Origin of the sequence: Lachnoclostridium sp. Marseille-P6806, from assembly GCF_964238185.1 — a bacterium.
GTDB lineage: Bacteria > Bacillota > Clostridia > Lachnospirales > Lachnospiraceae > Brotaphodocola.
On record NZ_CAXSLG010000003.1, the window covers coordinates 144,128 to 170,501 of the forward strand.

General features: G+C 42.0%; 24 protein-coding genes. 1 reads left to right on the top strand and 23 read right to left on the bottom strand.

The annotated features are described in order from the left end of the window. Nucleotides 1-54 precede the first annotated feature (54 nt). From ACESON_RS04815 to ACESON_RS04910, 20 genes are all read right to left on the bottom strand, one after another. Entirely contained in the window at nucleotides 55-1,392 is a 1,338-nt protein-coding gene (locus ACESON_RS04815; RefSeq protein ID WP_373108716.1) for a hypothetical protein, read from the bottom strand. Nucleotides 1,393-1,409: 17 nt separating this feature from the next. Further along, on the bottom strand, nucleotides 1,410-2,231 hold the full coding sequence (locus tag ACESON_RS04820; RefSeq protein ID WP_373108717.1) for a polysaccharide deacetylase: 822 nt from the start codon (nucleotides 2,229-2,231) through the stop codon (nucleotides 1,410-1,412). After that, entirely contained in the window at nucleotides 2,221-3,075 is an 855-nt protein-coding gene (locus ACESON_RS04825; protein ID WP_177994016.1) for a polysaccharide deacetylase family protein, read from the bottom strand. Before ACESON_RS04825 ends, ACESON_RS04820 begins: the two co-directional genes overlap by 11 nt. Before the next feature lie 21 nt (nucleotides 3,076-3,096). After that, the gene (locus tag ACESON_RS04830) at nucleotides 3,097-3,864 is read right to left on the bottom strand and encodes an SDR family NAD(P)-dependent oxidoreductase (protein ID WP_373108718.1); all 768 of its coding nucleotides are present in this window, start codon (nucleotides 3,862-3,864) and stop codon (nucleotides 3,097-3,099) included. 11 nt (nucleotides 3,865-3,875) lie between these two features. Then, on the bottom strand, nucleotides 3,876-4,652 hold the full coding sequence (locus tag ACESON_RS04835; RefSeq protein WP_373108719.1) for an SDR family NAD(P)-dependent oxidoreductase: 777 nt from the start codon (nucleotides 4,650-4,652) through the stop codon (nucleotides 3,876-3,878). Next, nucleotides 4,652-5,368 carry an ABC transporter ATP-binding protein gene (locus ACESON_RS04840; protein ID WP_373108720.1) on the bottom strand — a complete coding sequence of 239 codons (717 nt, stop codon included), beginning with the start codon at nucleotides 5,366-5,368 and terminating at the stop codon, nucleotides 4,652-4,654. Before ACESON_RS04840 ends, ACESON_RS04835 begins: the two co-directional genes overlap by 1 nt. After that, nucleotides 5,365-6,141, bottom strand: a complete 777-nt coding sequence (locus ACESON_RS04845) for an ABC transporter ATP-binding protein (protein ID WP_373108721.1) — start codon at nucleotides 6,139-6,141, stop codon at nucleotides 5,365-5,367. Before ACESON_RS04845 ends, ACESON_RS04840 begins: the two co-directional genes overlap by 4 nt. Next, nucleotides 6,141-7,019, bottom strand: a complete 879-nt coding sequence (locus tag ACESON_RS04850) for a branched-chain amino acid ABC transporter permease (protein WP_373108723.1) — start codon at nucleotides 7,017-7,019, stop codon at nucleotides 6,141-6,143. The genes ACESON_RS04845 and ACESON_RS04850 overlap by 1 nt, the downstream gene beginning before the upstream one ends. A 12-nt stretch (nucleotides 7,020-7,031) precedes the next feature. Beyond that, nucleotides 7,032-7,907 (bottom strand): branched-chain amino acid ABC transporter permease, encoded by an 876-nt coding sequence (locus ACESON_RS04855; RefSeq protein ID WP_177994021.1) that lies wholly within the window; start codon nucleotides 7,905-7,907, stop codon nucleotides 7,032-7,034. A gap of 90 nt (nucleotides 7,908-7,997) precedes the next feature. Beyond that, nucleotides 7,998-9,176, bottom strand: a complete 1,179-nt coding sequence (locus tag ACESON_RS04860; RefSeq protein WP_373108724.1) for an ABC transporter substrate-binding protein — start codon at nucleotides 9,174-9,176, stop codon at nucleotides 7,998-8,000. Between the two features lie 250 nt (nucleotides 9,177-9,426). Continuing rightward, nucleotides 9,427-10,431: a carbamate kinase gene (arcC, locus tag ACESON_RS04865; RefSeq protein WP_373108725.1), complete on the bottom strand. Its 1,005-nt coding sequence runs from the start codon at nucleotides 10,429-10,431 to the stop codon at nucleotides 9,427-9,429. 13 nt (nucleotides 10,432-10,444) lie between these two features. After that, entirely contained in the window at nucleotides 10,445-11,437 is a 993-nt protein-coding gene (gene argF / locus ACESON_RS04870; RefSeq protein WP_177994023.1) for an ornithine carbamoyltransferase, read from the bottom strand. Between the two features lie 13 nt (nucleotides 11,438-11,450). Next, nucleotides 11,451-12,677, bottom strand: coding sequence for an arginine deiminase (arcA, locus tag ACESON_RS04875; protein ID WP_177958172.1), 1,227 nt, complete (start codon nucleotides 12,675-12,677; stop codon nucleotides 11,451-11,453). A 35-nt stretch (nucleotides 12,678-12,712) separates the two neighbouring features. Then, a complete protein-coding gene (locus ACESON_RS04880) occupies nucleotides 12,713-13,816 on the bottom strand; it encodes a hypothetical protein (RefSeq protein WP_177958173.1) in 1,104 nt (367 codons plus the stop codon). Nucleotides 13,817-14,040: 224 nt separating this feature from the next. Further along, entirely contained in the window at nucleotides 14,041-14,922 is an 882-nt protein-coding gene (locus tag ACESON_RS04885; protein ID WP_177958174.1) for an ABC transporter permease subunit, read from the bottom strand. Nucleotides 14,923-14,938: 16 nt separating this feature from the next. Next, nucleotides 14,939-15,856 (bottom strand): ABC transporter permease subunit, encoded by a 918-nt coding sequence (locus ACESON_RS04890; protein ID WP_177958175.1) that lies wholly within the window; start codon nucleotides 15,854-15,856, stop codon nucleotides 14,939-14,941. Nucleotides 15,857-16,005: 149 nt separating this feature from the next. Further along, nucleotides 16,006-17,343, bottom strand: coding sequence for an extracellular solute-binding protein (locus ACESON_RS04895; protein WP_177958176.1), 1,338 nt, complete (start codon nucleotides 17,341-17,343; stop codon nucleotides 16,006-16,008). A 134-nt stretch (nucleotides 17,344-17,477) separates the two neighbouring features. After that, complete coding sequence (locus ACESON_RS04900) at nucleotides 17,478-18,329, bottom strand: SIS domain-containing protein (protein WP_177958177.1); 852 nt, start codon at nucleotides 18,327-18,329, stop codon at nucleotides 17,478-17,480. A gap of 85 nt (nucleotides 18,330-18,414) precedes the next feature. Further along, the gene (locus ACESON_RS04905) at nucleotides 18,415-19,314 is read right to left on the bottom strand and encodes an ROK family protein (protein ID WP_177958178.1); all 900 of its coding nucleotides are present in this window, start codon (nucleotides 19,312-19,314) and stop codon (nucleotides 18,415-18,417) included. Between the two features lie 13 nt (nucleotides 19,315-19,327). After that, on the bottom strand, nucleotides 19,328-20,029 hold the full coding sequence (locus ACESON_RS04910; protein WP_373108726.1) for an N-acetylmannosamine-6-phosphate 2-epimerase: 702 nt from the start codon (nucleotides 20,027-20,029) through the stop codon (nucleotides 19,328-19,330). 249 nt (nucleotides 20,030-20,278) lie between these two features. Between ACESON_RS04910 and ACESON_RS04915 the strand changes: the two genes are divergently transcribed. Then, nucleotides 20,279-21,196, top strand: coding sequence for a dihydrodipicolinate synthase family protein (locus ACESON_RS04915; protein WP_177958180.1), 918 nt, complete (start codon nucleotides 20,279-20,281; stop codon nucleotides 21,194-21,196). Between the two features lie 148 nt (nucleotides 21,197-21,344). On the opposite strand, the gene ACESON_RS04920 is transcribed toward ACESON_RS04915, so the two are convergent. From ACESON_RS04920 to fusA, 3 genes are all read right to left on the bottom strand, one after another. Then, the gene (locus tag ACESON_RS04920; RefSeq protein WP_373108727.1) at nucleotides 21,345-22,613 is read right to left on the bottom strand and encodes a S8 family peptidase; all 1,269 of its coding nucleotides are present in this window, start codon (nucleotides 22,611-22,613) and stop codon (nucleotides 21,345-21,347) included. Between the two features lie 267 nt (nucleotides 22,614-22,880). Next, nucleotides 22,881-24,074: an elongation factor Tu gene (gene tuf / locus ACESON_RS04925; protein WP_177958182.1), complete on the bottom strand. Its 1,194-nt coding sequence runs from the start codon at nucleotides 24,072-24,074 to the stop codon at nucleotides 22,881-22,883. 178 nt (nucleotides 24,075-24,252) lie between these two features. Continuing rightward, nucleotides 24,253-26,370: an elongation factor G gene (fusA, locus tag ACESON_RS04930; protein ID WP_177958183.1), complete on the bottom strand. Its 2,118-nt coding sequence runs from the start codon at nucleotides 26,368-26,370 to the stop codon at nucleotides 24,253-24,255. Between the last annotated feature and the right edge of the window lie 4 nt (nucleotides 26,371-26,374).

Consider the following 26,374-nt stretch of genomic DNA (forward strand, 5'->3'; position numbering starts at 1 on the left):
ATGATACCATAGATACTCTTCTTGGTGAAGCGCAATTGCAGGAATCCTCATCCTCTATTTTGCAATTATCAACCCATCATCTACACAATATGTCTTTTCTTTTATTTGCCTCATCGACATATGTGCACAGCACATTTTTTCATAGAGACTCCATTGCTCATCAACATTATCTGTTACGGAATTAAAATAGTCCCGTACTACGTCCCTAGCATAATCATGCGCTACATAATGGCCATCATCCTCTGTGGCCATTTTACGAACAGTTTCTACACCTTCACCTTGATCTGCAAATCCATAATGTTCCAAAAAAGCTGCTGCATCCTCTTCTTCCCAGATTTCATCCCATAATTTTCTGGAGGCCTCCAATTTTCCATAGCCGGATAACTCACAGTATTCATGCCACAATGGCATCAATTCAGTTAGTTTTTCATCAATTCCGGCATTTCTGAAAATTACCTCCTTTTCAAAATCAACTAGTTTATCCAGATTATTGTCAAAACTCATCATAATGGCATGACGTGCAGAACCTTCACTAAAAGAATTTGAAGATGAAAATTGGGAAACTATCGACATTTCCGGCCAACAAGTATCAATCATCGTCTGTAACCTTTTTTCAAAATACGTTAAATGTCCCGGTTCCATCTCATGTCCTACATATTCTACTACTTTGTCCACAGTCCATGGATATAACAAATTAAAATTACGTTCATATTCTAAATGATTATAATCGTATCCGAATAAAATAGACAGGAAAACCATATCCTTGCTAGGAAGTTCTCTCACTCTTATTCTTGGCATGCTATTTCCTGTCACATGCATTTTTTTTACAGAAATATCATGAAAAACCTGAGTAGATATTTTAATTACGTTTAAAAGTGTGTCCGGTGGAATAGCCAGACGCTTTCTGAAAGATGTTATTTTCTCCTGAACACTTCCTGTTCCTGGCAATGCCTGATTCAGCTTATCTAATATAGCATCAAATTTTTTATAATCAAAATTGGGAGCAACCAGACAGTATAGTCCATCCGTCATCTGATCAAACGCGACCTTCTCTCCCAGAAGCATTCTGCTTCGAAGATTAATATGACACATATGCTCATATAAATAATCTGCTCTTTGACATTCCTTTGGAGACACCGTTTTTTTTAACTCCTTTAATGTTTCCATATGAAGCGCAGATTCTGTCACAATATTTTCCAAGGTCATTCCATGTTTCGCATCCGCAATTTCATAATCAGGAATAATTTTATATTCCCGTGAATAGCGCATACTCGTTCTTCTCCAGAATGGCCCTTCTGTATACCACTGCAAATCCCACAAATCATATCTGGTTTTTGATAAAGTCATTTCAACCAAACGCTGTGCTAATGCATTTAATACTGCTTCCGACATGATAATCTCCTCTCCTGTTATTTTTCAAAATACTCTGCAATCTCACCACCATTCGTAAGCCAGACATCACCACTTTCCTTCACTTTATCCAGAAATTTTTCAAGCATAAAAATTCGTCCCTGCTCACCAATTGCCTGTGGATCTAGTTGAAGATTCAGAAGAGTCCCCCACCGCCTTGCACCCTCCAACTCATAAAACCAGTTTTCCAGTACATCATCCATTCGAGCCGATCGTGCCTGCCCCGGAGGAATCGGGGGATCAAATGTAAATGTAAAATAAGGAAGATCAAATAATTCCCAATGAATCGGAAGTTCCAGAATTCCTGTGTTTTTTTCTATATAAGGAATATCATCGTCGGAAAGAGAACTGGAATATCTATAACCCAAACTCTTTAACGCACGATATGTATCCAAATTCATTTCTCCCTCTGGCATTCTGAATCCTTTCACATCTACCTCTGTTAAATTTTTCAATTCTTTAGTTGCTCGTTCTAATACATTCCTTTGCTCATCCAGACTTAAATGTGCCATAATCTCATGCTGATCTCCATGACATCCGATTTCGTGTCCCTTCTGAAAAATCATTTTTACTGCATCCGGATATCGTCTCGCTACTTCTCCTGGAATAAAAAATGTAGCTTTTACATCATATTTTTCTAATGTTTCCAAAAGCTTTGGCAATCCATATCGAATACTAACTTGGCCAAGTCTAAAGATATCTCCTTCATTTACATCTACATCCGGATAATATATTTTCCCAAAAAATTCTGCATCTAAATTCACACTTATCATTACTGCACAGCTACATCCGGACGGCCATTTTATTTTTTCACTTAACATATGCATTGCCCTCCATTATCAATTTATAATGCTCTGCAATCTCACGGCAGGTTGTGCACCATATATCAGCATTCTCCGCAAGATATTTACAAAACTTTCTGAATACCTCTGCTCTTCCCGGTGTTCCTGCAATCTGAGGATGAAATGCACTGGAACCTGAATTTCCATAACAAATCATCCCTTCAACTTCCCGTACCCAGTTATAATAAGCATTATCATAAAGAGCAATTCTTGGCATTCCTACCAGTACTGCCGGATACGAATGAAAAACTGTCTGAACATAGTCATCCATCTGCTCATCACGACACGGAATATTTACTGCAGCTGTGGGTGTTCCCTCGATCTCATAGTAACCGCAAGCCTCTCCGCTAATCCCTGCACTAGAATAAATAAATCCACCTTCTCCATAAATCCAACGTTCGGTTTCTGGTAATAAATATCCTGTTGGTCTAAATCCTACAGCTCGGTATCCTGTATATTTCTCAAAAATGTCCTGACATCTCAAAATTCTTTCCTTTTGCTCTTCAAAGTTTTTTCCATACTCACCAGTATGATCTAATCCATGATGGCCAATTTCATGGCCTCTCTCTAATATTTTTTCCACTACATCGCTATGTCTCTCCACAATATCTGCTGGTATAAACCATGTAGTTTTCAAATTAAATTCATCTAATATGTCAAGTACATGCAAGGCACCTTTTTTTGTTCCATATCGTCCAATAGATGGTCCCTTTAAGTATGTATTCCCATTTGGAAGATTACGGGTTTTATTTAACCATATAGTGTCACCATCCATATCAAATCCCAATGAAAATGCAGTCTTTGCGCCATTTGGCCAAATCATATGATTCACTCCTCTCCGAAATTAAATAGGTGTACGCCGACCACCATTCGGTGCCAAAATCTGTCCTGTTACATACTCAGAAGAATCAGAAGAAAGATAGAGTACCATATCTGCAATATCTTCCGGGACTCCAATTCGTCCCCACGGAATATCTCGTAATTCATCTTCCACAAAAATATCAAATTCTGTTTCCTTTAGCATCGGCGTTTGCGTAGTCGGAACTGCAATAACATTCACATTAATCCTATCCATTGCCAATTCCTTTGCTATAGACTGAGTAAAACCAATTAACCCTGCTTTTGCAGATGCATAATGAGAGCAAAATTCACATCCAATAATTCCAGAACCAGAACTGATATTAATAATCTTTCCGTGCTTCTGTTCTTTCATATATGGAATTACTTCACGACATACATAAAACGGAGCGGTCAAATCCACCTTGATCATCTGCTCCCACTGTTCATCTGTGATTTCCTCAAACGGTAAAGAAACACTTCCAATCCCTGCATTATTTACCAGGATATCCACTGTTCCAAATGCTTCTACTGTAACTTTTACCATTTCCTTTACCTGCAATGTATCAGCCACATCACAATGACAGTATTCAGCAATTCCTCCGTTTTCACGTATCTCTTTAACTACTTCCATTCCCCATTCATCATTTATATCGCAGACCATAACTCTAGCTCCATAGTTCGCCAGCGCCCTTGCTGTAGCTCGTCCAATTCCCCGTCCACTTCCTGTTACAATTGCCGATCTGCCTGTGATTTTCAAATAATCTCGTTCCATTTTTAATCCTCCTACATCCACGCTCCACCATTAGGGCAAAGCACCTGACCTGTAATATATTCTGCAGCTTCTGATACCAAAAAGACAATTGCAGACGCCTGATCCTTTGGAGTTCCAACACGATACCATGGAAGTCCTTTTGTTTCATCCTCCCAAGAACGTCCTGGCAAATGTGCCATGCGAGTATCTGTTAATCCTGTCCCCAGTACATTCACATTAATTCTGTGCTTCGCCAGCTCCTGTGAAAGTTCCTTCGCTAATCCAATCATTCCAGCTTTAGATGCTGCATAATGTGGATCGGAAAAATCATAGCCTAGCGCTGCTCCAGAGCTTACCATGCAGATCTTGCCATGCTGTTTTTCTACCATATAAGGAAGCACTTCATTCGTAAACATATAGGCGCCTGTCAGATTAATACGAATCAATCGATCCCATTCCTCATAAGTCATCTTATCAAATGTCTTTCCACCGCCAAATCCGGCTGCATTATTTACCAGAATATCCACTGTTCCAAATGCCTCTACCGTTTTCCGAATAGTTTCCTTAATTTCTTCCAGCTTAGTTACGTCACATCTGTTAGAAACAGCTTTTCCCCCTCGCCCCAAAATTTCTTCTTCTACCTTTTTTGCACTGTCTGTCTCTATATCACAAACCATAACATTTGCACCTAAATCTGCTAGCATAATTGCTGTAGCACGTCCAATTCCATTTCCACTTCCTGTTACAATTGCTGTTTGTCCCTCCAATCCAAAATAATCAAACATTGCCCTTTCTACTTTTTCTGTCATTAAATATCCCTCCTGACATTTTTTGATTTCCCAAGATATGCTGCAATAATACTTTCATCTGCTGCCAATTCTTTACCCGTTCCTCTTTTTACAATCCTTCCTTGCTCTAAAACACATGCCTGATGAGCAATTGCAAGCGCCTTTCTTGCATTCTGCTCAACTAATAACACTGAAATTCCTTCTTTGTTTATATTTTTTATGATTTCCATAATATCGTTAACAATCAACGGAGCCAGACCTAATGAAGGCTCATCTAGTAATAAAACCTTCGGATTCGACATCAATCCTCTGGCAATAGCAAGCATCTGCTGCTCACCACCAGACATTGTCCCTGCTCTCTGTTTTTTTCGTTCTCCCAGTCTTGGAAACATTTCATAAGAACGCTTTAAAAACTCATCTCTCTTTTTGTTTGTATATCCTCCTAGTAAAAGATTTTCTTCTACTGTCAGGTTCGGAAAAATCCATCTGCCTTCAGGAACAAGACTAATTCCTTTTTCTACCACCTGGTACGGTGTCGCTTCTAAAGCTGCTCCATCCATATAGACATTTCCATTTTGCGGTTTCAAAAGTCCTGCAATACATTTCATTAACGAAGATTTTCCGGCTCCGTTTGCTCCTACGATAGCCATAATTTCACCTTGTCCCAGTTCAAAACTCACATCATGAATTGCCTGTATTTTCCCATAAGAAAAACTTAAATTTTCTACTTTCATCATTCATCCACCCCCAAATATGCAGAAATAACTTCCGGATTATTTTGAATTTCCCAAGGCTTTCCTGCTGCAAGAAGGGTTCCAAAGTTTAATACTGAAATCTTGTCACAGATTGACATAATTACATCCATGTGATGATCAATAATAACAACTGTAATCTCTTTTGTATCACGAATTGTACGAATAAATTCAGATAACTGTGCTGATTCTTCCTCATTCATTCCTGCTGCCGGCTCATCTAAAAGAATTATCTGAGGTCTCACAGCTAATGCACGGGCAATTTCCAAACGACGCTGCATACCATATGGGAGATTATTTGCTCTCTGATCTCTCATTTCATAAAGACCTACTTCTTTTAAAAGGGTATTACAATATTTTTGCATTTCCTCTTCCTGTTTTCTGCACTTCCTAGTCCGAAGGATTCCATCCATAAGACTATATGAAATATTTTTTTGACAGGCTGTTAAAAGATTCTCATATACACTTAAATCTCCAAATAAACGAATATTCTGAAATGTTCTAGCAATTCCTTTCTGTGCAATAATATGTGTAGGCAGTCCATTTATTTTTTGATCCCAAAAACGAATTTCCCCTTCCGTACAATCATACACACCTGTCACCATATTAAACAGAGTCGTTTTTCCTGCACCATTTGGCCCTATAATTCCATAAATACTACCTTTGGGTACATCAATATTAATATCATTTGATGCAGTAATTCCTCCAAACCGCTTTACTACATGTTCAAATTTTAAAATAATTTCTTCTTTTCCCATCAATTACCTCTCCTTCTGTGGGAGGTTACTTTTCCACATACACTCTTTAATCCCTGCAAACTAAACTCTTTTGTTCCCATTAAACCAGATGGTTTAAATATAATAACAAGTACTACCAGAAGACCATAAAATACCATTCTCCATTCTTGAACAGAACCAAACCGAAGAATTTCCGGCAGTGGAACCAAAATCAAAGAAGCAATAATTGTTCCTGTAAGACTTCCGCAGCCACCTAATATAACTGTCATTACAAGTTCATCGGATTTTACCATATTAAACATTGTGGGGTTTAAATAATGCATATAATGCGCTAATAATGCTCCGGATATTCCACACAAAGCACAGCTGATCCCCATTGCCAACATTTTATAACTAGATACACTGGCTCCGATAGATGCCGTTGCCAGTTCCTCTTCTCTGACTGCAACACAATTTCTTCCCTGTTTTGAATGAAGAAAATTATGCAATCCCCATATAATAATAATTAGAAATACTGCTACCATGGGGAATGTTGTTCCCTTAGGAACATCTGTCAAACCTCTGGCGCCGCCTGTTACACTTGGTAAATTTTCTATAAGCAGCTTTGTTACTTCACCAATTCCTAATGTAGCAATAACAAAATAATCTCCTTTTAGTTTTAAAGTAGGATATCCGATTAATAATCCCACAGCCAACGCTGTAAACATCCCCAAAAATACACCCACTAAAACCGGAAGGTGAAAAGTCTTTGTAACCAGGGCAGATGTATAGGCACCTATAGCCATAAAGCCTGCATGTCCCATAGAAAAAAGTCCTGTAAAACCTGTTAAAATAGAAACTCCCAGTATGGCAATCATATAAATTCCCGTCAATGTTGCAACTCCAAGCCAATAATTCATATCTTCACCTCCCTAAGCTTTATCTTCCGCTTCTTTCCCCATTAATCCAGACGGACGAACAAATAGGACAATCACCAGAAGTAAATATGCAAATATATCTCTCATAGAAGAAGAAACATAACTAGCAATCATTGTTTCCCCCACTCCCAGTAAAATAGCTCCTAATACAGCTCCCGGAATACTTCCAAGTCCACCAAATACAGAGCTTATAAACGCTTTATTCGTCATCGCTGTTCCAAGTGTAGGAAATGCTGTGTATTTTGCACCTAACAAGGCTCCAGCTAAGCCTGCTAAGGAACCTGCAATCATGAATACAATTAAAATAAGTTTCTGTACATTTACTCCCATCAACGAGGTTGCTTCCAAATCAAAAGACGCTCCTCGAATAGCAAGACCTGCACGGGATTTTCTAATAAATAATTCTACTGCAATCAGAGCTATCATACTGACAACGAAAATAATTAAATCAATTTGTCCCACACTTGCTCCTAAAATATTGATACTTTCATTAGAAAAGTTTATCGGATAAACTCGAAAACGGCTGGAAAAACAAATAATAATTAAATTCTCACACATAGTAGAAATTCCCAAACCAGTAATCAAAAGATAAATTCGACGGGCTTTTTTCTGAAGCAATGGTCGATAGCCTAATAGTTCTATCAGCATGGCCAGACCGCCTGCAACCAACACGGCAATGGCAATTCCTAAATACAGATTCTGCACCAAATTACTTAAAAAGAAAAATGCACAGAATGCTCCTATAGTTACTGTAATACTATGAGCAAAATTCGTAAAATTTAAGAGACTGTATATCAAAGAATATCCAACTGCCATCAATGCATAAATACTTCCTATGGATAAACCATTCACTAACTGTTGAAAAAACAAATTTTCTCCTCCTTTACTATTTAAAAGTCAAATGGCTGCCACATAGATAATGCTCTCCCTGTGGCAGCTTGGTATCATTTCAGGTGACTATTATTCAAATCGATACTCATCCAGTTTCGCAAATTCCGTACCTTCAATTTTGAATATACTTGCTGTACGAACAGGGTTATGTGTTTCCGGATCAATAGAAATTACACTGGTCAGACAGGGAACATCTTTTGCATTTTCTAAATTCTCACGAATCTTTTCCGGAGTTGCTTCTCCGCCCTTTTCAATCGCGTATTTAATAAGTTCAAAGCAATCATATGCTAAATATGCATCTGTACCACCCTTATCCGGATCCATGTTCCATTTTTCTTGATAAGCGGTCTTAAATTCCTGCAGATTCGGATCATTTACATCCATTGCACACGGGAACACAGCACCCTGAACTTCCTCCTTCGCTACTTCAAATAGATCCTGCATCATCCATGCATCTACACCAAGAAATGGCTGTTCAATTCCTAAAGCTCTTGCTTGCTTTGCAATCAAGCCAACTTCTTTATAATTTGCAGGAACCATAAACGCATCGAATTCACCCATTTCCTTAATCTTAGAAAGCTGTGCTCTAAAATCAACATCGCCTGTTTTGTATGCTTCTGTAATCGTCACCTTTCCGCCTTTTGCTTCAAAAGCCTCCGTAAAATTTTGAGTAATTCCTAATGAATATTCACTACTAATCTCATAAAGAATAGCAACATTTTTATATCCCAATTTATCAAAGGCATATCCTCCCATAATATCACCTAACTGTGGATCAGAAAGGCAAACACGGAATGCATAAGGGCGTACCGATCCATCATCTTCTTTCTGCGTTACTTTATAATTCGTTCCAGTAGTTGTAATATGTGGAACTTTATACTCTTCACAGACCTCATCCAATGCAATAGCACCTGAAGAACTATCTGGGCCAATAAATGCAACAACACCATCAGCCTGTAATGCTTTTCTTGCCGCATTTGTAGTTTCTACTGCATCACCACGATTGTCATATATCTTTAATTCAATTTGTTTTCCAATAATTCCACCATTGGCATTCGTTTCCTCTACCAGCATCTTCAAAGTATTGGATTCTACCTCTCCCCACAGTGCTGATTCACCTGTTAATGGTCCAATATACCCCAACACAATTTTGTCATCTTTTACCTTACTTCCGCCACTGCATCCTGTCGCAGAAAAAGCTATTGTTGCTACCATTCCAATACTAATCAATTTTTTCCATCTTTTCATAATCTTTTTTCCTTTCTTTGAAATAGATACTTTTTTCACAAAAATAACATACCACGACCATTTTTAACATTGTTTTTTGTGAATATTTACATATTTTTATTTTATCAAAAACACTATTTTTTTCAATTGTACGAAAACCCACTTTTCTTTTAGGATTTTGTACTTTTGTTCATACAAAATATTTCCTGATTTTTTACCATAAAAAAGGGCAAAGTTTCTCTCCTCTTTGCCCTTTTATCATCTTTTATTATTAAATATTATCCAGACAAACTACGTAATCATCCATAGATTTCTCTGGCTTCTGTAGTACATTCCGATCAGAAAAAAATCTTGTACCAACATCGTTCTTAAAAACCAAACCGGCATTATTTAATGATGTAATTACTGCCATTCTCCCTGGTAAACTATGTACAAACCCAAGACACGCTTGTACCTTAGGAAGCATACTTCCATTTCCAAACTGACCTTCTCTGATATACTGTTCTGCCTCTAACTCTGTCAGTTTTTTCAATTCTGTTTGATTGGGACTATTATAATTAATGCATACATAGTCCACTGCCGTAAGTATCAATAGAATATCCGCTTTTAAATCAATAGCCAGTCTTTCACATGCTCTGTCTTTATCGATTACTGCATCAATGCCCTGAAGTCCCTCTTCTCCTTCAATAACTGGAATGCCTCCTCCGCCTACTGCAATCACTATCAATCCGCTTTGAATCATACGACGTATTGCAGAAAGCTCTATGATTCTCTGAGGTACCGGAGACGGTACTGCCCGACGATAACCTCGTCCAGAATCCTCTATAAAATAATACCCTTTTTCTTTTGATAATTTTTCTGCATCAGCTTTTGTATAAAAACGTCCAATCGGCTTTGTATAATCCTGAAATGCCTTATCATTTTTATCCACGAGAACCTGAGTAATAATACTTACTACGGTTTTGCTTATTTTTTTCTTCAATAATTCTTCATTTAATGCCTGCTGAAGGTGATAACCAATAAAGCCTTGAGACATTGCTCCGCACTCTGGAAATGGCATAGCTGGAATTTTATCATCTGATTCCGATGCATAATTCATAGCTGAATTTATCATTCCCACCTGTGGACCATTTCCATGCCCAATAATAACCTCATGTCCCTGTTCTACTAAAAGTGCTATGACCTCTGCAGCTTTTCGGACAGCAAGAATCTGTTCACCCGGACAATTTCCCAGAGCATTGCCCCCTAATGCAACTACAATTCTCTTTTTTTTCATAAAACTGCCCCCTTTAACAGAGAGTAGCATAAAGAACGGCTTTAATGGTATGCATGCGATTTTCTGCTTCATCAAATACAACTGACTGCTTTGATTCAAATATTTCGTCAGTAACTTCCATCTCTTTTAAGCCAAATCTCTGTGCAATCATCTGACCTATTGTTGTATTAGTATCATGAAAAGAGGGAAGACAATGCATAAAAATTGCTGTTTTCTTGGCATGTTCCATTACCGCTTTATTCACCTGATATTTTTTCAGAAGATTAATACGAGTTTCCCATATTTCATCGGCTTCACCCATAGATACCCAAATATCTGTATAAATTACGTCAGCATTATAAGTACCTTTCTCTACATCATCTGTTAAAGTAATACTACATCCGTTTTCTTCTGCTATCTGTCTTGCTATTTTTACCAATTCTTCTGCTGGAAATAATTCCTTTGGTGCACAGGCTGTAAAATTCAATCCCATTTTTGCACAGGCAATCATTAGCGAATTTCCCATGTTATTTCTGGCATCTCCCATAAAGGTAAAATTAATACCTTTTAAATATCCAAATTTTTCTTCAATGGTTAACAAATCAGCCAGCATCTGCGTTGGATGAAACTGATCAGTCAAGCCATTCCAAACAGGCACTCCTGCATATTTTGCTAAAGTCTCTACCAATTCCTGATCAAATCCACGATATTCAATTCCATCATACATTCTACCTAGTACTCGTGCTGTATCCGCTATACTTTCTTTTTTCCCCATTTGAGAGCTGCCCGGATCTAGATAAGTTACCCCCATTCCCAAATCCATACCAGCTACCTCGAAAGAACATCTTGTTCTCGTTGAGGTTTTTTCAAATAATAAAACAATATTCTTCCCCTCTAAATATCGATGAGAAACGCCTGTTCTTTTCATCTGTTTAAAGTTTTTTGATAAGTCCAAAAGATATCTAATTTCCTCTGATGTATAGTCTAAAAGCTTCAGATAATTTTTTCCCCGAATATTTACACCCATAATAATCCTCCTTTTAAATATCTCCCCGCACCAACGGCATACTCATGCAGCGCGGGCCTCCTCTTCCTCTTGAAAGCTCTGAGCTGGCAATTTCCAATACCTCCAGTCCATGTTCCCGGAGAATCTGGTTTGTAATATTGTTTCTATCATACACAACCACCTTTCCGGGAGCAATGGCTAACGTATTCGAACCGTCATTCCACTGTTCACGTTCAGAAGCTATGCCGTTTTTACCGCCGCAATGAATCAGTGTGATTTTATCTAATCCCAAATGTGTAGCTAAAATAACTGCCAGACTCTGTTCTAACTCTGACACATTTAATGTCTCTTCTTTATCTCCCTTACAAATTTCATAAATTCTGAGACTTCCTAAAATACCGGGATAAACCGTGAATTTATCATAGTCCACCTGTGTTAATACTGTATCTAAATGCATGTACGCACGGATATTAGGGATATCTAATGCCAGAATTGTTTCTACCTCTGAATATTCATCTGCAAAGATCCTCTTTGCCAGCAATTCAATAGCCTCGGGCGTTGTTCTCTGAGAAATTCCAATTGCCAGAACCCGATTGCTCAAATTCAAAATATCTCCGCCCTCGATACTGAACAAATCATTTCTCTTGTAATACTGATTCACTGTTCCTGCAAAATCAGGATGATGCTCCATAATATATTTTCCATAAATCGTTTCTCTGCGTCTCGTACCTGAATACATTTTGTGGATACTTACACCATTTCCTATGATTGCAAAAGGATCTCGCGTAAAATATAAATTAGGAATTGGATCCGTAAGAAAGCGCTTGTGATTACGAACCATATCTACCAATGGATTTTTTCCTTCTGATGCAATTTCATCAAAAAAAATGCCTTCCATGGTCTTTTCCACCAGTGTTTTTTCATCAGCTATAGACATTAGATATTTTTTTAATACCTTCTTATTCAGATATGCATTATTTCCACTGTCGCAAATGAATTCCTCGATAAATTTCTCTTTTAAATGCTCATTTAGCTTTAATGTCTCCGCCATCAAGTCTTCCAGATACAAAACCTCTATATGATTTCTTCTCAAAAGCTCCGCAAACTGGTCATGCTCCTGTCTTGCCGTTTTCAAATAAGGAATGTCATCAAATAACAGCCGTTCCAGTTCCCCTGGAACCAACTGCTCCAGTTCTCTTCCTGGACGATGCAGCATAACACGCTTTAATGTTCCTATTTCACTTTTTACGTGAACCCCCATTTGCTCCTCCCTACTTTATATAAAGCACTCGTTCTCTAGTCAATTACCCCAAGACCCTTTGCTACTATGGTAATAAAATCCTGTACATTAGTAACAATTGTTGTTGCAGACAAACTTCCTCGATCAAGCAGCTTATTCACAACAAACTCATCTGCATCAACAGTATAAAGATATACCGGACGAATCTCTCCCCCTGGAAGAACGCGGAAGGACGGTGTCATATTGCCTGTGGCAATGGTGTGAAGCATTGTTGCCAGACAGATAACCGTTGTGGATTTTTTGACCAGTTCTCTCATAGCTGCCGCTCCCTCATATACGTCTCCATATACTTCCGGCAAAGGACCATCATCCCGAATGGATCCAGTTAAGACAAAAGGAATTTTATTTTTTACAATACTGTACATAATTCCGTTGTCAATGTGGTAGTCTTCTATAAACTGTGCAATCGAACCGCTGCGTCTGACTTTATTAATCACATCCAGGTGATTATAATGTCCGTTTGGCTGGGATTTCTGCGTATAAATATCCTGTCCCAATGCTGTATGAAGCAGCGCGCCTTCTAAATCATGAGTTGCCAGAGCATTTCCTGCCAGAAGCCCCTGAGCGTAGCCATGCTCAACCATTGCCTGCATAGCCCTTCTTGCATCATAATCAAAAGCAAAGGCCGGCCCCATAACCCATACTACATTTCCACCGTGTTCCTTTTCATATTTGAGCAAGCTCATGAGCCGATCATAATCCCGCGCATAAGAGGTTTCCCGGCTTCGTCCCTGACGAAAGACAAACTGATCCTCCAACGCCTCTGTCTCGTCTATAAATCCATGACAGTGCATATAGATCCCTTCTTCACATTTTTCCGTCCGCCCCAGAATCACCTGATCGCCCTTTTTGATATTTCTATTTTCCACTACCTCCAGATGACCGTCATCACAGAGAACCACACTGGAATCCATGCGGCTTTCCTCTGCAAGAATCCATCTTCCGTTAATTTTGAAATATTCCGGATACATGGATGTGCTGTGATAATATTCCGGTGCAACTCCATCCTGCTCTGCAATGGCGATTTTTACATCTGGCGCATTCACAAACTCCGGCTTTGTAAAATCCGGGTGATGGTATTTCGGCATTTCAAATAACATATCGTCTCCTCCTGTTTTCATACAGATTGCTGCTATAAATAACCGCTTTCATACTGACTGCTTCTATTGTAACATAATATTTCTTTCTGTTCGGACAAAAATGAAAACCTGCCATGTATTTTAACTGGATTTTAATGAAAAAAGATTCTATCTGAAAAATAATCCGTCTTTTTTCAGATAGAATCTTTTGTATCAAACCTGTTTTCAATCAGTCAGAATGATAATTAACCCTTTACTGCACCCATAGTAATTCCCTGTGTAAAGTATTTCTGGAAACACAGGAATACGATAATAATCGGAACTGCTGCCAATGCTGCTCCAGCCATAATCAGGCCAAAATCATTGGACATCTCACTTAACTTACTGGCAATACCAAGAGAAATCGTTTTTGCCTCATTCTGTGTCAACATAACCAACTGCAACGGATACTCGTTCCAGGAATTGATGAAGGTAAAAATAGCAAGTGCACCGAATCCTGGTTTGATAATCGGAAATGCAATCTCAATGAAGGTACGGAATTCATTCGCCCCATCAATCCGGGCCGCCTCCAACAACGAGGTTGGAATATTCTCTGAGAACTGCTTCATCAGGAATACGCCAAAGGGCCATCCTACTACCGGGAAAATAACTGCAAACATGGAGCCCCATACGCTCTTTAACAGACCCAGATTGGACATCTCTGACATCAGGGGAATCAAAATAACCTGCTTTGGGAGAGCCATTGCACACACAAACAGGCCAAAAATCAAACTTTTTCCCCAGAAGCGCTTCTTGGCAAGGGCATATCCTGCCAGAGAAGAGGTGGCACAGGTCAGTCCCATCGCTACAACAGAAATAAACACACTGTTGAACAGCCATCGAATCGCCATCGGCATTCCAATACCAAACAGCTCTGTTCCTGTTTTAAACAATCTCTGATAGTTATCCCAGGTAATAGTTGTCGGAATCCATTTTACCATTTCACCGGATTTAATAATAATATCACTTTTTTCCTTTACAGAGCCTGTAATAATCCAATACAGGGGGAAGAGGAAAAATACTGCGAGCACAGCCAGAATCACTGCGCAAATCACACGATATGGTGTCAAAGTGTTCTTCTTTTTCATGCTGTCTCCCTCCTCCTTATTCTGTAGTTCCACCGTTCATGACCTTAAATTGCAGGGCACTGAACAGAGCAATTACAATCGCTAAAACGACACCCATGGCATCTGCATAGCCAAATTCTTTCGTTGTCTTAAAGGCAATTTCATAAAGCAGATACATAACTGTGCTGGTACTGTAGTTTGGACCGCCGGAGGTCAAAAGCTGAATCAGTGCAAAGCACTGGAAGCTGTTAATCGTGGTGATAACTGCTACATACAATGTTGTCGGCATAATGGACGGCCATTTAATTCTCCAGAATACCTGAAGATCATTTGCTCCATCTACTCGCGCCGCTTCCTCCAGGGATACATCCACATTTCCTAATGCAGCGACATAAAGAACGATGGGCTGACCAATGGAGGTAGTCAAAAGAATCAGGATAATACACCATAATGCCATATTTTCTCCGGAAGTCCAGGGAAGCGGCTGTCCGCCAAAAGCACGAATGATGTAATTCAGCAGGCCGTCATATTTGTCAAACATCCATTTCCATACAACCGTTACTGCTACAGAACCAGTAACAACCGGAAGATAAAATACACAGCGATAGAAAGAGCGAACGCCTGATTTCATTTTATAAATGGCTGAACCAACCCACAGTGAAAATGCGGTAACTACTGGCACAGAAACGACTACGATAATGACGGTGTTAATCGCGGACTTAATAAAAATCTTATCCTGAAACAACCGGGCATAGTTTCTCAGTCCCACAAACTGTCCCTTGGGATTGGAAAAGCTTGCATCTGTAAAGCTGGTAATTACCCCCATAGCCATAGGAGTGATTACAAAGCCTACAAAAAAGAACAGTGCCGGAAGTAAAAACAGATAAGAAACGATGGTTTCCCGACGCTGCAGAACCAGACTGCGGGCAGGAGCCTTTTGCTTTTTATTAGACATTTTCCCACTCTTCCTTTCTTCGAAAGCATAAGCCGCAGTCTCTTTTTTGAGGCCTGTGCGCTTATTAAGGTAAAAAATCCTTTCCTCCGCACTCAGCAGAGGAAAGGATTCCAAGTGCAAATATGATGCCAATCAGAATGTCAGTTTAATCAGTTTGCATTGGCAGAGGTATTGAACTCATCAGCTGCTGTCTGCGGTTCTGTACCATTAAATACCTGCTGAAGCATATTGAACCACAGAGGACGCATTGCTGCAAAACCAGCCCTGGTATTGTAATACGGTCCATAGTACTGACTCCAAGAAGCCAACAGTGCCATATGCTCATCGCCTTCATACAGATCGCCAAAGGATTTACGTACCGGGAATGCATTGGTCTTTACTACACTCTTGGGACCCCATTCTGCATCATCACATACAAATTTGATGAATTCTTTGGAAGCCTCGGCACGAGCCTCGTCCTTGTTATCAAATACGCAGAAACCGTTAACCAGATATTCCAGAGACGGCTTTCCATCTTCGGACGGGAACGGAACTGCAATCTGAGTAAAGTCCTCAGATGCATAGGTTACTTCATTTGAAGTACCAAAGCAGAAAGTCATTGCACAGGTTTCCTGCTGGAATTTCTGAAGTTCATCGGCTGCTGCCATATCAAAACCTGCATCCAGCGCCTGACTGTCATACATGCTCTTTAACAGTCCCAGAGCTTTTACACCATTTTCATCAATATTCCATTTGCCATCCTCACCAACGATAGAGGAGCTGTATAAGTTATTTACAAGAGCACGGGTACCCTGATCGCCGCCCTGTCCGCCGCAGTAAACAATTGCCGGAACCTGGGTAGGAGCTGCATCTCTTAAGGCCTCGCACATCTTTACAAAATTGTCAGTTGTCCAGGTGCGATCCCCCTCAAGATTTACATACTGAAGAGCATCTGCCTTTTCCAGTGCCTCTTTGTTCAGTCCCATATAGAACGGCGAGGAAGAAATCGGATACATCCAGGCAGTACCATCTGCACCTACGCAGGTCTCAACCAGAGATTCACTGGTTAAATCGGATTTCAGCTCATCTAACATATCGTCAAGTGGTACCAGATATCCTGCATTACCAAATTCAATAATACGTCCAGGAGCATCAAACAGAACATCTGGCGCTGTCCCGGAGGTAAGAGCTGCTGTCAGCTTATCCGGGCCGGAGGTAAAGTCGATATACTCTACCTTAACTTTATATTCTGGATGAGCTGCGGTAAATGCATCAGCCAGCTCCTGCTCATACCCAGTATCTACACCAAAAGTCGGGAAAGCCCACCAGGTAATTTCTGTTGCCTCTGCTGCTGCACCCTCAGAAGCGGCCGGCGCCTCTGTCTTGTCTGCTTCTGCCTCTGTTTTTGCCGGGGCAGCTGTTGTTTCCTCTGCCTTTCCGCCTCCGCAGCCTGCCAGAGTAGATGCTGCCAATGCTGCTACCAATGCCACTGATAAAATTTTTTTCATTACATTTCCTCCTTTGAGATGTCTTTTTAGATCCGTATCAAAATCACTAAAGCCATTATAGAATAGGAATTTTCTTTTGTCAATAATTTATGAAAAAAATTTCTTTTCAATTTTCTTTTTGGAAACTTTTTTTATTAACACATTTTTTCGATGACTGAGCCAGATGTTTTTTTGTTATTTTTGCTGCATTCATCATAATAACGGCGATAGTATTCCGTATACATTAAATCAATCAAAAATAACTGGCTGATCTCTGCAGAAGTAGAGCCTCCCTGCAGAGGACCTTCATTGGCGCCGGAAAGAAGTGTTATATCAGAGAATGACGTCAACGGAGATTTCACAAACCTGGTCAGGCAGATTATCTTCGCTCCCGCCTGTTTTGCCAGTTCTGCCACATGAATGGTATCCTTCGTTGCACCAGAATAAGAAAATACCATTGCCACATCCTCCGGTCCCATCATCGAGGCTACCATAGCCTGCATATGACTATCCTGCACACAGTATACCTTCGGTTCAATCCGCAGAAATTTATTCATCGCCTTCAAGGCTGTCAGAAGACTGGCACCCACACCGAAAAAATAAATTCTCTTCGCCTGGTGAAGTGCATCAATTGCCTGAAAAAAGGAATTCTCATCCAGAAGAGAGTAGGTTTCTGTCAAGGCGTTCATGTTGGTATTCAATACCTTCTTGGCAACCTCTGTGAAAGAGTCATCCAGACTAATGTCTCCCTCCATCCCCGGCTCTTCTTCACTTTCCCTGAGACTCAAGGACAGCATCATCTTAAATTCCTGATACCCTTTCAAATCCATCGTCTTGCAGAATCGGAACACACTGGTATCTCCCACGCTGCAGGCCTCTGCCAAATCTGTAATAGACATAAACAAAACCTGCTTTGGATTCTGCATAATAAAACTTGCGACCTTCTTTTCTGCTTTTGTCAGCTGATTATAGGCTGACCGAACCTTGATAAGGAAATCTCCTTCCATTGTTTTATTCCCCTTTCCCTTGCTCCGTTTTTACAGAGCCTGTCTCTTCATGATGTCTGTATATCTGTCATTCCTTCCACCGCTTCTATGCTCTCTTATCCAAATCCAAAAGCTTCCAGGCCAGACTGGCTGCTCCAAGCATTCCTGCCTGATTTCCCAGCTGGGCCTGACAAATTCTTACATTGGAAAAGCTATCCATAATCTCACTGTGGATCCGTTTTCCCACCTGCTCTGTTACATAGGGCTGAGCCATAATACCGCCGCCCAGCACAATGCAGGAAGGGTTAAAAATATGAATTACCGTTATCAGTCCGTAAACAATCTCGTCAATCCAGGCATCTATCAGCTCTCTGACTGAATTCTCCTCAAATCTTGAAAATATCTTCCGTCCGCTGTCCAAAGCTGGATCAAATTTTTTTGCCGCTTCGACTAATGCGGTTGCTGAAGCATACTTTTCGTAACAGCCGCTGAACGGATTTCCCACTGTTCGTGCCTCCGGATGAACCAGAATCCCACCAAATTCACCAGCTGAAAAAGCACTTCCTGTGTAGACACTTCCATTGATAACAATCGCTCCGCCTACTCCAGTTCCATAGGTAATACAAAGAAAATCCTTTGCTTCTTTTCCTGCGCCAAAAGCTGCTTCTCCGATCGCTGCTGCATTTACATCATTTTCCACTGCAACAGGAACATGAAACTCTTCTTCTAAAATCTTTCGTACTTCCATTCCTGTATATCCGGGAATGTTTTCATTCGCATAGCGAATGCATCCGCGAGACGAATCCACCTGACCGGCGGTACTGATTCCAATCGCATCAAAGGGCTGATAGCTTCGCAGAATTTCTATGGCACGCTTTATAACATAGGTACCGCCATTTTTTGCGTTGGTATCCCACTCCTCTGTCCGGAGAAGCTCACTTCCGTTCCAAAGACCGGATTTTATGGAGGTCCCTCCAATATCCAGTGCTGCCACTATTTTTCCCATAGGTACTCACTCCTTACTGAATCGCTGCTACAAACCGCTTGGTAATTTCCATCGGTCTCGTAATCGCACCTCCGATTACCGCTGCATGCACACCTGCATCCAAAGCTGCCTTCAGCTGATCTGGAAGCCAGATTCCACCCTCTGCAATCACCGGTTTCCCACAGTCTCTTGCCAGCTGTCTCATCAATTCTATATTGGGAAGCTCTGTCCCCTTCGTATAAGCCGTATAGCCATTCATTGTAGTTCCAATCAGATCGAATCCTATTTCCGCGGCATGCATTCCCTCCTCATAGCTGGAACAATCTGCCATAAAAAGCTGATCCGGATATTTTTCACGTACTTCTCCAAAAAATTCATCCAGAGATTTTCCATCCGGGCGCGGCCGCTTATCAGAATCTGTCGCATCTGCTGCAATAATAGAAACTCCGCATTCAACTAACGCATCTACTTCTTTCATGGTAGGTGTAATATAAACGTCACAGTCTCCGTACACTTCTTTGATAATTCCGATAATTGGAAGGCTTACTGTTTTCTTAATTTCCGTAATATCTGCAATGGTATTAGCCCGAATGCCGACTGCTCCTCCCAGCATCGCTGCATAAGCCATCCTTGACATAATATAAGAACTGTACAGAGGCTCTTCTTTCAGTGCCTGACAGGAAACCACCAGTCCTCCTTTGATCCGGTTTAAGATTGCCTGATTTGACTGATTCATAAAAAATCTTCCTCCTTTTTCAAAAATTCTATTAATAATTGCCAATATATCTTAGATTTAATATATCATGTTAAAAAAATATTTTCAACCAATTTCAAATATATAAAAATATTTTTTTATTTTATTGATTTCTCTTTTCAATGGTGATATGATGTCCCTAGAAGCAAAGCGTAACCGCAATACTAGCAATAATTCAGCCTTGCAAGGCTGAACTGTTGCCAATACTATATCAAAAAGGTGGAGAAAAACATGTCCAAATTTGATGTGAGCAAATTCAAACACGTAACTGTTGCACTTAACACACCATTTACCTCTGACGGCAGTGTTGATGTCAATGCTGTAAAAGCTGTATCCCGCTATTTCCGCGATAAAGGAATCAAGCAGATGTATGTCTGCGGAAGCACCGGTGAAGGCTTCCTGCTGGATACCGAAGAACGCAAGCTGGTTGCCGAAACAGTTGTAAATGAAGTAGGTCAGGATATGAACATTATTGTTCATGTAGGATGCCCAGATACCCGTCATTCCTGCGAGCTGGCTGCCCATGCAGAAAAAATAGGCGCAGCTGCTACCTCTGCAGTTCCCTGCGTTTACTATCATCTGGGCGAGGAAAGTGTTTACCGTCACTGGACCGCTATCACAGAAGCTGCAGATCTTCCATTTTTCATTTACAACATTCCCCAGTTAACCAGCTTCAATCTTTCTATGAATCTGTTTAACCGGATGCTGGAAAACCCGCGGGTTGCTGGCATTAAGTGTTCCTCTGATCCTGCTCAGGATATTCTTCGCTTCAAGCAGGCCGGCGGAAAAGATTTTATCGTATTTAACGGCCCGGACGAGCAGTATGCAGCCGGAAGACTTCTTGGCGCTGATGCCGGAATCGGCGGAACCTACGGTGCAATGCCAGAGCTGTATATGAAAATTGATGAGCTGATTGACCGTGGAGAGTGGGAAAAAGCTGCTCAGGTTCAGAACCTGGTAACACCCTTGATTTACCGTCTCTGCTCCTTCCCATCCATGCATGGCGCAGTAAAGGGAATTATTTCTCTGGATGGATGTCCCATGGGAGATCCCAGACTCCCCTTCCTTCCTGTTGCTCTGGATGATCCGAAGCTGGTTCAGCTGTATCATGATATCAAAGCAGCAATCGAAACTGTAAAGAACTGGTAATCCAGTTACGCAAAGAAGAATCTCCGGTAAATTTCTGCGCTTTCTCTGCGCCGGATATTTACCGGAGATTCTTTTTTCCTTTTTAGCATATCTCAGGAACAGCTCTGTACAGCGATTCTCTCCTGCCTCTCAATAAAGCACGAACCCCTTATTTCCCGTAATTTATCGCACTGTATACATTAACTACACCGCCGCACTGAATCTTTCCCTCCAGCCCTGGAAGCTTTCGGGCAGTTTCCATCAGAATCCTGCGCACATCTGCCAGGGCTATATCTGTCCGATAGGAATACAAAAATGCTGCTGCTCCCGTTACCATAGGAGCGGCCATGGAAGTTCCTGTCATAAAGCCGTAGGAATTATCTGCTGTTGTGCTGACAATATAAGTTCCCGGAGCCGCAATATCCACATTATTTACCCCATAGTTTGAGGTTTGTTCCAGATTCCCGTCAAAGATCAGATTAGCAACTGAAATCACATTATCCAAGCCAAAGCAAGAGGGATAGTCCGGATTTGCATCAATATCAATGCCATTTCCATCTTCATCACCATTTCCGGCAGCTACAACAAACAGCATCTTCGACTCCCTCATCACCTTTTCCAGCTCCGGATAATAATGAGTTGTCCCAAAGCTGAGATTGCAGATCTCTGCTCCGTTAGCCTCCGCATACCGGATGGCATTGATCACATCCTCTTCTTCTCCTACGCCAAACTCTGTGCCAAGAGCCTTCAAAACCATCAGCTTTACATACTGATTGTCCGCAATTCCGGCAATTCCCGTTCCCTTTCTCGTTGCTGCAATCGTCCCTGCTGCATGGGTTCCGTGGGTATCCTCTTTCCCTGTGTAAATCTGATTACTGTTGTCAAAAAAGTTCCAGCCATTTACATCATCCACAAAACCATTCTGATCATTGTCAATGCCATCATCCGGTATCTCATCCTCATTGACCCAGATGCTTCCCTGCAGATCCGGATGACTTACATCTACTCCTGTATCAATCACAGCTACCGTTACCGGCCGACGGGGCTCTGTACTGGCATCATACTGATTCCAGGCCGGAAGCACATTAATATCAACGCCTTTTCTCGCTGTGATTTTCGCCTGCTTATAAGCGTCCGGTCCGGAAACCGGGGCTGGAAGTCCCAGCTTATTCGCCATATCAATATGAGCTGCCAATTCCGGATTGCTGTCCTCAAAACGGTTTTTAATCTCTACATACTGAAGCTCTCCGTCATTTTTCAGTGCCCACTGATAGCGGGCATAAGGATCCTTAACAGAGAGATTTTCCTCGCCGGGTCCAAAGACGCGGATAGAAAAATCATACTTATGGGCAGGCTCTGAAAAAGTCAGGGGCAGTCCCACTGCAAGGACGGTCAGAAGGAAACGCCGCACACCCGGCATCAATCTGTGTATTCTCATTTATCTGATTCTCCATTCCGGAAAAATTCTTTTACGCTGCCAGACATTCTGACTGAATTCCGACAGCGTAATTAAGTATACCACAGTTTCACCCGATGTGGTTTGAAAAATCTGTGAAGTTTCCTTACAATTTACCATCACATCACTCTCTCGAAAAATAAATTTACCCCAACTCTTGACAAAGAGCCCTAAAAAAGGGCTTCCCGCTTACGCGGAAAGCCCTTTTAAAATCTAGATTTTATAAAATTCAGTATATTCTATCTGATATTATTCAACGATAGAAACTACACGGCCTGAACCAACGGTACGGCCACCCTCACGGATAGCGAAACGCAGACCCTGCTCCATAGCAACCGGATGAATCAGCTCTACGGTCATCTCTACGTTATCACCAGGCATGCACATCTCGGTGCCAGCCGGCAGCTCGCAAACGCCAGTAACGTCGGTAGTTCTGAAGTAGAACTGCGGACGATAGTTGTTGAAGAACGGAGTATGACGGCCACCCTCGTCTTTGGTCAGAACGTATACCTGAGCGGTAAACTTGTTGTGACACTTAACGGAAGCCGGCTTACACAGAACCTGACCACGCTCGATATCAGTTCTCTGAACACCACGAAGCAGTGCACCGATGTTATCACCAGCCTGAGCCTCGTCAAGCAGCTTACGGAACATCTCGATACCGGTTACAACGGTCTTTCTGGTCTCTTCCTTAATACCAACGATCTCAACCTCGTCGTTCAGATGCAGAACACCACGCTCTACACGGCCGGTAGCTACAGTACCACGACCAGTAATGGTGAATACGTCCTCTACAGGCATCAGGAACGGCTTATCGGTCTCACGCTGCGGATCCGGAATCCAGCTATCAACTGCATCCATCAGCTCCATAACCTTGTCGCCCCACGGACCGTGCGGATCTTCCAGAGCCTTCAGAGCAGAACCCTGAATGATCGGGGTGTCATCGCCCGGGAACTCGTACTCGTTCAGCAGGTCACGGATCTCCATGTCAACCAGCTCAAGCAGCTCAGCGTCGTCAACCATATCGCACTTGTTCATGAATACAACGATGTACGGTACGCCTACCTGACGGGACAGCAGGATGTGCTCACGGGTCTGAGCCATAACACCATCGGTAGCAGCTACAACCAGGATAGCGCCATCCATCTGAGCAGCACCAGTGATCATGTTCTTAACGTAGTCAGCATGTCCTGGGCAGTCAACGTGTGCATAGTGTCTGTGCTCGGTCTCGTACTCAACGTGAGAAGTAGAAATGGTGATACCACGCTCTCTCTCTTCCGGAGCCTTATCGATATTCTCGAAATCGGTAGCGGTGTTACCAGCAACTCTCTCAGACAGAACTTTGGTGATAGCAGCGGTCAGAGTAGTTTTACCATGGTCAACGTGTCCGATGGTACCAATGTTACAATGCGCTTTGTTTCTTTCAAACTTTGCTTTTGCCATTTTATGACGTCCTCCTTAATTGGGCCCTTCTTGGGCTTAATTTATAGTTAGGCTGTTTTTTATTATATGCTATTTCTGCAATATTTTCAAGCCTATTTTGTACTGCCGGCAGTCTGCCGGAGAAAGAATATTTTTCCTGCAGCTTCCTCCGGACTGCTGCTCAAAGCATTACAATCTATTAATTTTTATGCTCGCTGATGATCTTCTCCTGTACGGACTTCGGAACCGGCTCGTACTTCTCGAAGAACATGGAGTAGTTACCACGACCCTGAGTTCTGGAACGCAGGTCTGTGGAGTAACCGAACATTTCGGAAAGCGGAACCATCGCTCTTACGATCTTACCGCCGCCTACATCATCCATACCCTCGATACGGCCACGGCGGGAGTTGATATCACCGATAACATCACCCATGTAGTCCTCAGGCATGGTTACTTCTACCTTCATGATCGGCTCAAGCAGAATAGGACCTGCTTTCTGCATAGCTTCCTTGAATGCCATAGAACCGGCAATCTTGAATGCCATTTCGTTGGAGTCTACCTCGTGGTAGGAACCATCGTATACAGTAGCCTTGATACCCAGTACCGGGAATCCAGCAAGGATACCGGACTTGGAAGCCTCTTCGATACCAGCGCCGACAGCCGGGATGTACTCCTTCGGAATAGCACCGCCGACAACGGCAGACTCGAACTTGAACAACTCTTCGCCGTTGGCATCCATGGGCTCAAAGTGTACTTTACAGTGACCATACTGACCACGTCCACCGGACTGCTTTGCATATTTGCTGTCTACATCAACAGCCTTGGTGAAGGTCTCTTTGTATGCTACCTGCGGAGCACCAACGTTTGCTTCTACGTTGAACTCACGCAGCAGACGGTCTACGATAATTTCCAGATGCAGCTCGCCCATACCGGAAATGATGGTCTGGCCGGTTTCCTGGTTGGTGGATGCACGGAAAGTCGGATCCTCCTCTGCCAGTTTTGCCAGTGCCTCTGCCATCTTGCCCTGACCAGCTTTGGTCTTCGGCTCGATAGCGATATCGATAACCGGCTCCGGGAACTCCATGGACTCCAGGATTACCGGATGCTGCTCGTCACAGAGGGTATCGCCAGTACCGGTGGTCTTGAAACCAACAGCTGCTGCGATATCTCCGGAGTAAACCTTCTCCAGCTCCTGTCTCTTGTTTGCATGCATCTGCAGAATACGTCCAACACGTTCTTTCTTACCCTTGGTAGAGTTCAGAACATAGGAACCGGAATTCATGGTACCGGAGTACACACGGAAGAATGCCAGCTTACCTACGAACGGGTCAGTCATAATCTTAAATGCCAGAGCGGAGAAAGGCTCCTCATCAGAGGAATGTCTCTCGATCTCATTGCCATCCATATCAACACCCTTGATAGCCGGGATGTCTAACGGAGACGGCATAAATTCTACGATAGCATCCAGAAGCTTCTGAACACCTTTATTTCTGTATGCAGTACCGCAGCATACCGGAACAGCTGCGCACTCGCAGGTTGCCTTGCGCAGTACTTTCTTTAAATCCTCAACAGCCGGCTCCTCGCCTTCCAGGTACTGCATCATCAGGTCATCATCCAGCTCGCAGATCTTCTCTACCAGCTCAGTGCGGTACAGCTCTGCGTCATCCTTCATATCCTCCGGGATATCAATGATGGAGATGTCGTCGCCCTTATCATCGTTGTAGATGTAAGCTTTCATCTCGAACAGGTCAATGATTCCTTTGAATTCATCTTCTTTACCGATAGGCAGCTGAATGCAGATAGCATTCTTGCCCAGTCTGGTTTTAATCTGCTCTACAGCTCCATAGAAGTTTGCACCCAGGATATCCATCTTATTGATGAATGCCATACGGGGTACATTGTAGGTATCAGCCTGACGCCATACGTTCTCAGACTGAGGCTCTACACCGCCCTTAGCACAGAAAACACCGACAGCGCCGTCCAGTACACGCAGAGAACGCTCAACCTCTACGGTGAAGTCTACGTGTCCAGGAGTATCGATGATGTTGATACGATGCTCCAGAGCGCCTTTTTTCGGCTTGCAGTTTTCCTGCAGGGTCCAGTGGCAGGTGGTAGCTGCAGAAGTAATGGTAATACCTCTCTCCTGCTCCTGTGCCATCCAGTCCATGGTAGCGGTACCTTCATGAGTATCACCGATCTTGTAGTTTACACCAGTGTAATACAGAATACGCTCGGTAGTGGTAGTCTTACCAGCATCGATATGAGCCATGATTCCGATATTTCTGGTTCTCTCTAACGGATATTCTCTTCCAGCCAAAGCT

Bases quoted from the DNA above. Each gene is read 5' to 3' on its own strand.
- ACESON_RS04815 (WP_373108716.1), bottom strand. From the start codon at position 1,392: ATGTCGGAAGCAGTATTAAATGCATTAGCACAGCGTTTGGTTGAAATG.
- ACESON_RS04820 (WP_373108717.1), bottom strand. From the start codon at position 2,231: ATGTTAAGTGAAAAAATAAAATGGCCGTCCGGATGTAGCTGTGCAGTA.
- ACESON_RS04825 (WP_177994016.1), bottom strand. From the start codon at position 3,075: ATGATTTGGCCAAATGGCGCAAAGACTGCATTTTCATTGGGATTTGAT.
- ACESON_RS04830 (WP_373108718.1), bottom strand. From the start codon at position 3,864: ATGGAACGAGATTATTTGAAAATCACAGGCAGATCGGCAATTGTAACA.
- ACESON_RS04835 (WP_373108719.1), bottom strand. From the start codon at position 4,652: ATGACAGAAAAAGTAGAAAGGGCAATGTTTGATTATTTTGGATTGGAG.
- ACESON_RS04840 (WP_373108720.1), bottom strand. From the start codon at position 5,368: ATGATGAAAGTAGAAAATTTAAGTTTTTCTTATGGGAAAATACAGGCA.
- ACESON_RS04845 (WP_373108721.1), bottom strand. From the start codon at position 6,141: ATGGGAAAAGAAGAAATTATTTTAAAATTTGAACATGTAGTAAAGCGG.
- ACESON_RS04850 (WP_373108723.1), bottom strand. From the start codon at position 7,019: ATGAATTATTGGCTTGGAGTTGCAACATTGACGGGAATTTATATGATT.
- ACESON_RS04860 (WP_373108724.1), bottom strand. From the start codon at position 9,176: ATGAAAAGATGGAAAAAATTGATTAGTATTGGAATGGTAGCAACAATA.
- arcC (WP_373108725.1), bottom strand. From the start codon at position 10,431: ATGAAAAAAAAGAGAATTGTAGTTGCATTAGGGGGCAATGCTCTGGGA.
- argF (WP_177994023.1), bottom strand. From the start codon at position 11,437: ATGGGTGTAAATATTCGGGGAAAAAATTATCTGAAGCTTTTAGACTAT.
- arcA (WP_177958172.1), bottom strand. From the start codon at position 12,677: ATGGGGGTTCACGTAAAAAGTGAAATAGGAACATTAAAGCGTGTTATG.
- ACESON_RS04880 (WP_177958173.1), bottom strand. From the start codon at position 13,816: ATGTTATTTGAAATGCCGAAATACCATCACCCGGATTTTACAAAGCCG.
- ACESON_RS04885 (WP_177958174.1), bottom strand. From the start codon at position 14,922: ATGAAAAAGAAGAACACTTTGACACCATATCGTGTGATTTGCGCAGTG.
- ACESON_RS04890 (WP_177958175.1), bottom strand. From the start codon at position 15,856: ATGTCTAATAAAAAGCAAAAGGCTCCTGCCCGCAGTCTGGTTCTGCAG.
- ACESON_RS04895 (WP_177958176.1), bottom strand. From the start codon at position 17,343: ATGAAAAAAATTTTATCAGTGGCATTGGTAGCAGCATTGGCAGCATCT.
- ACESON_RS04900 (WP_177958177.1), bottom strand. From the start codon at position 18,329: ATGGAAGGAGATTTCCTTATCAAGGTTCGGTCAGCCTATAATCAGCTG.
- ACESON_RS04905 (WP_177958178.1), bottom strand. From the start codon at position 19,314: ATGGGAAAAATAGTGGCAGCACTGGATATTGGAGGGACCTCCATAAAA.
- ACESON_RS04910 (WP_373108726.1), bottom strand. From the start codon at position 20,029: ATGAATCAGTCAAATCAGGCAATCTTAAACCGGATCAAAGGAGGACTG.
- ACESON_RS04915 (WP_177958180.1), top strand. From the start codon at position 20,279: ATGTCCAAATTTGATGTGAGCAAATTCAAACACGTAACTGTTGCACTT.
- ACESON_RS04920 (WP_373108727.1), bottom strand. From the start codon at position 22,613: ATGAGAATACACAGATTGATGCCGGGTGTGCGGCGTTTCCTTCTGACC.
- tuf (WP_177958182.1), bottom strand. From the start codon at position 24,074: ATGGCAAAAGCAAAGTTTGAAAGAAACAAAGCGCATTGTAACATTGGT.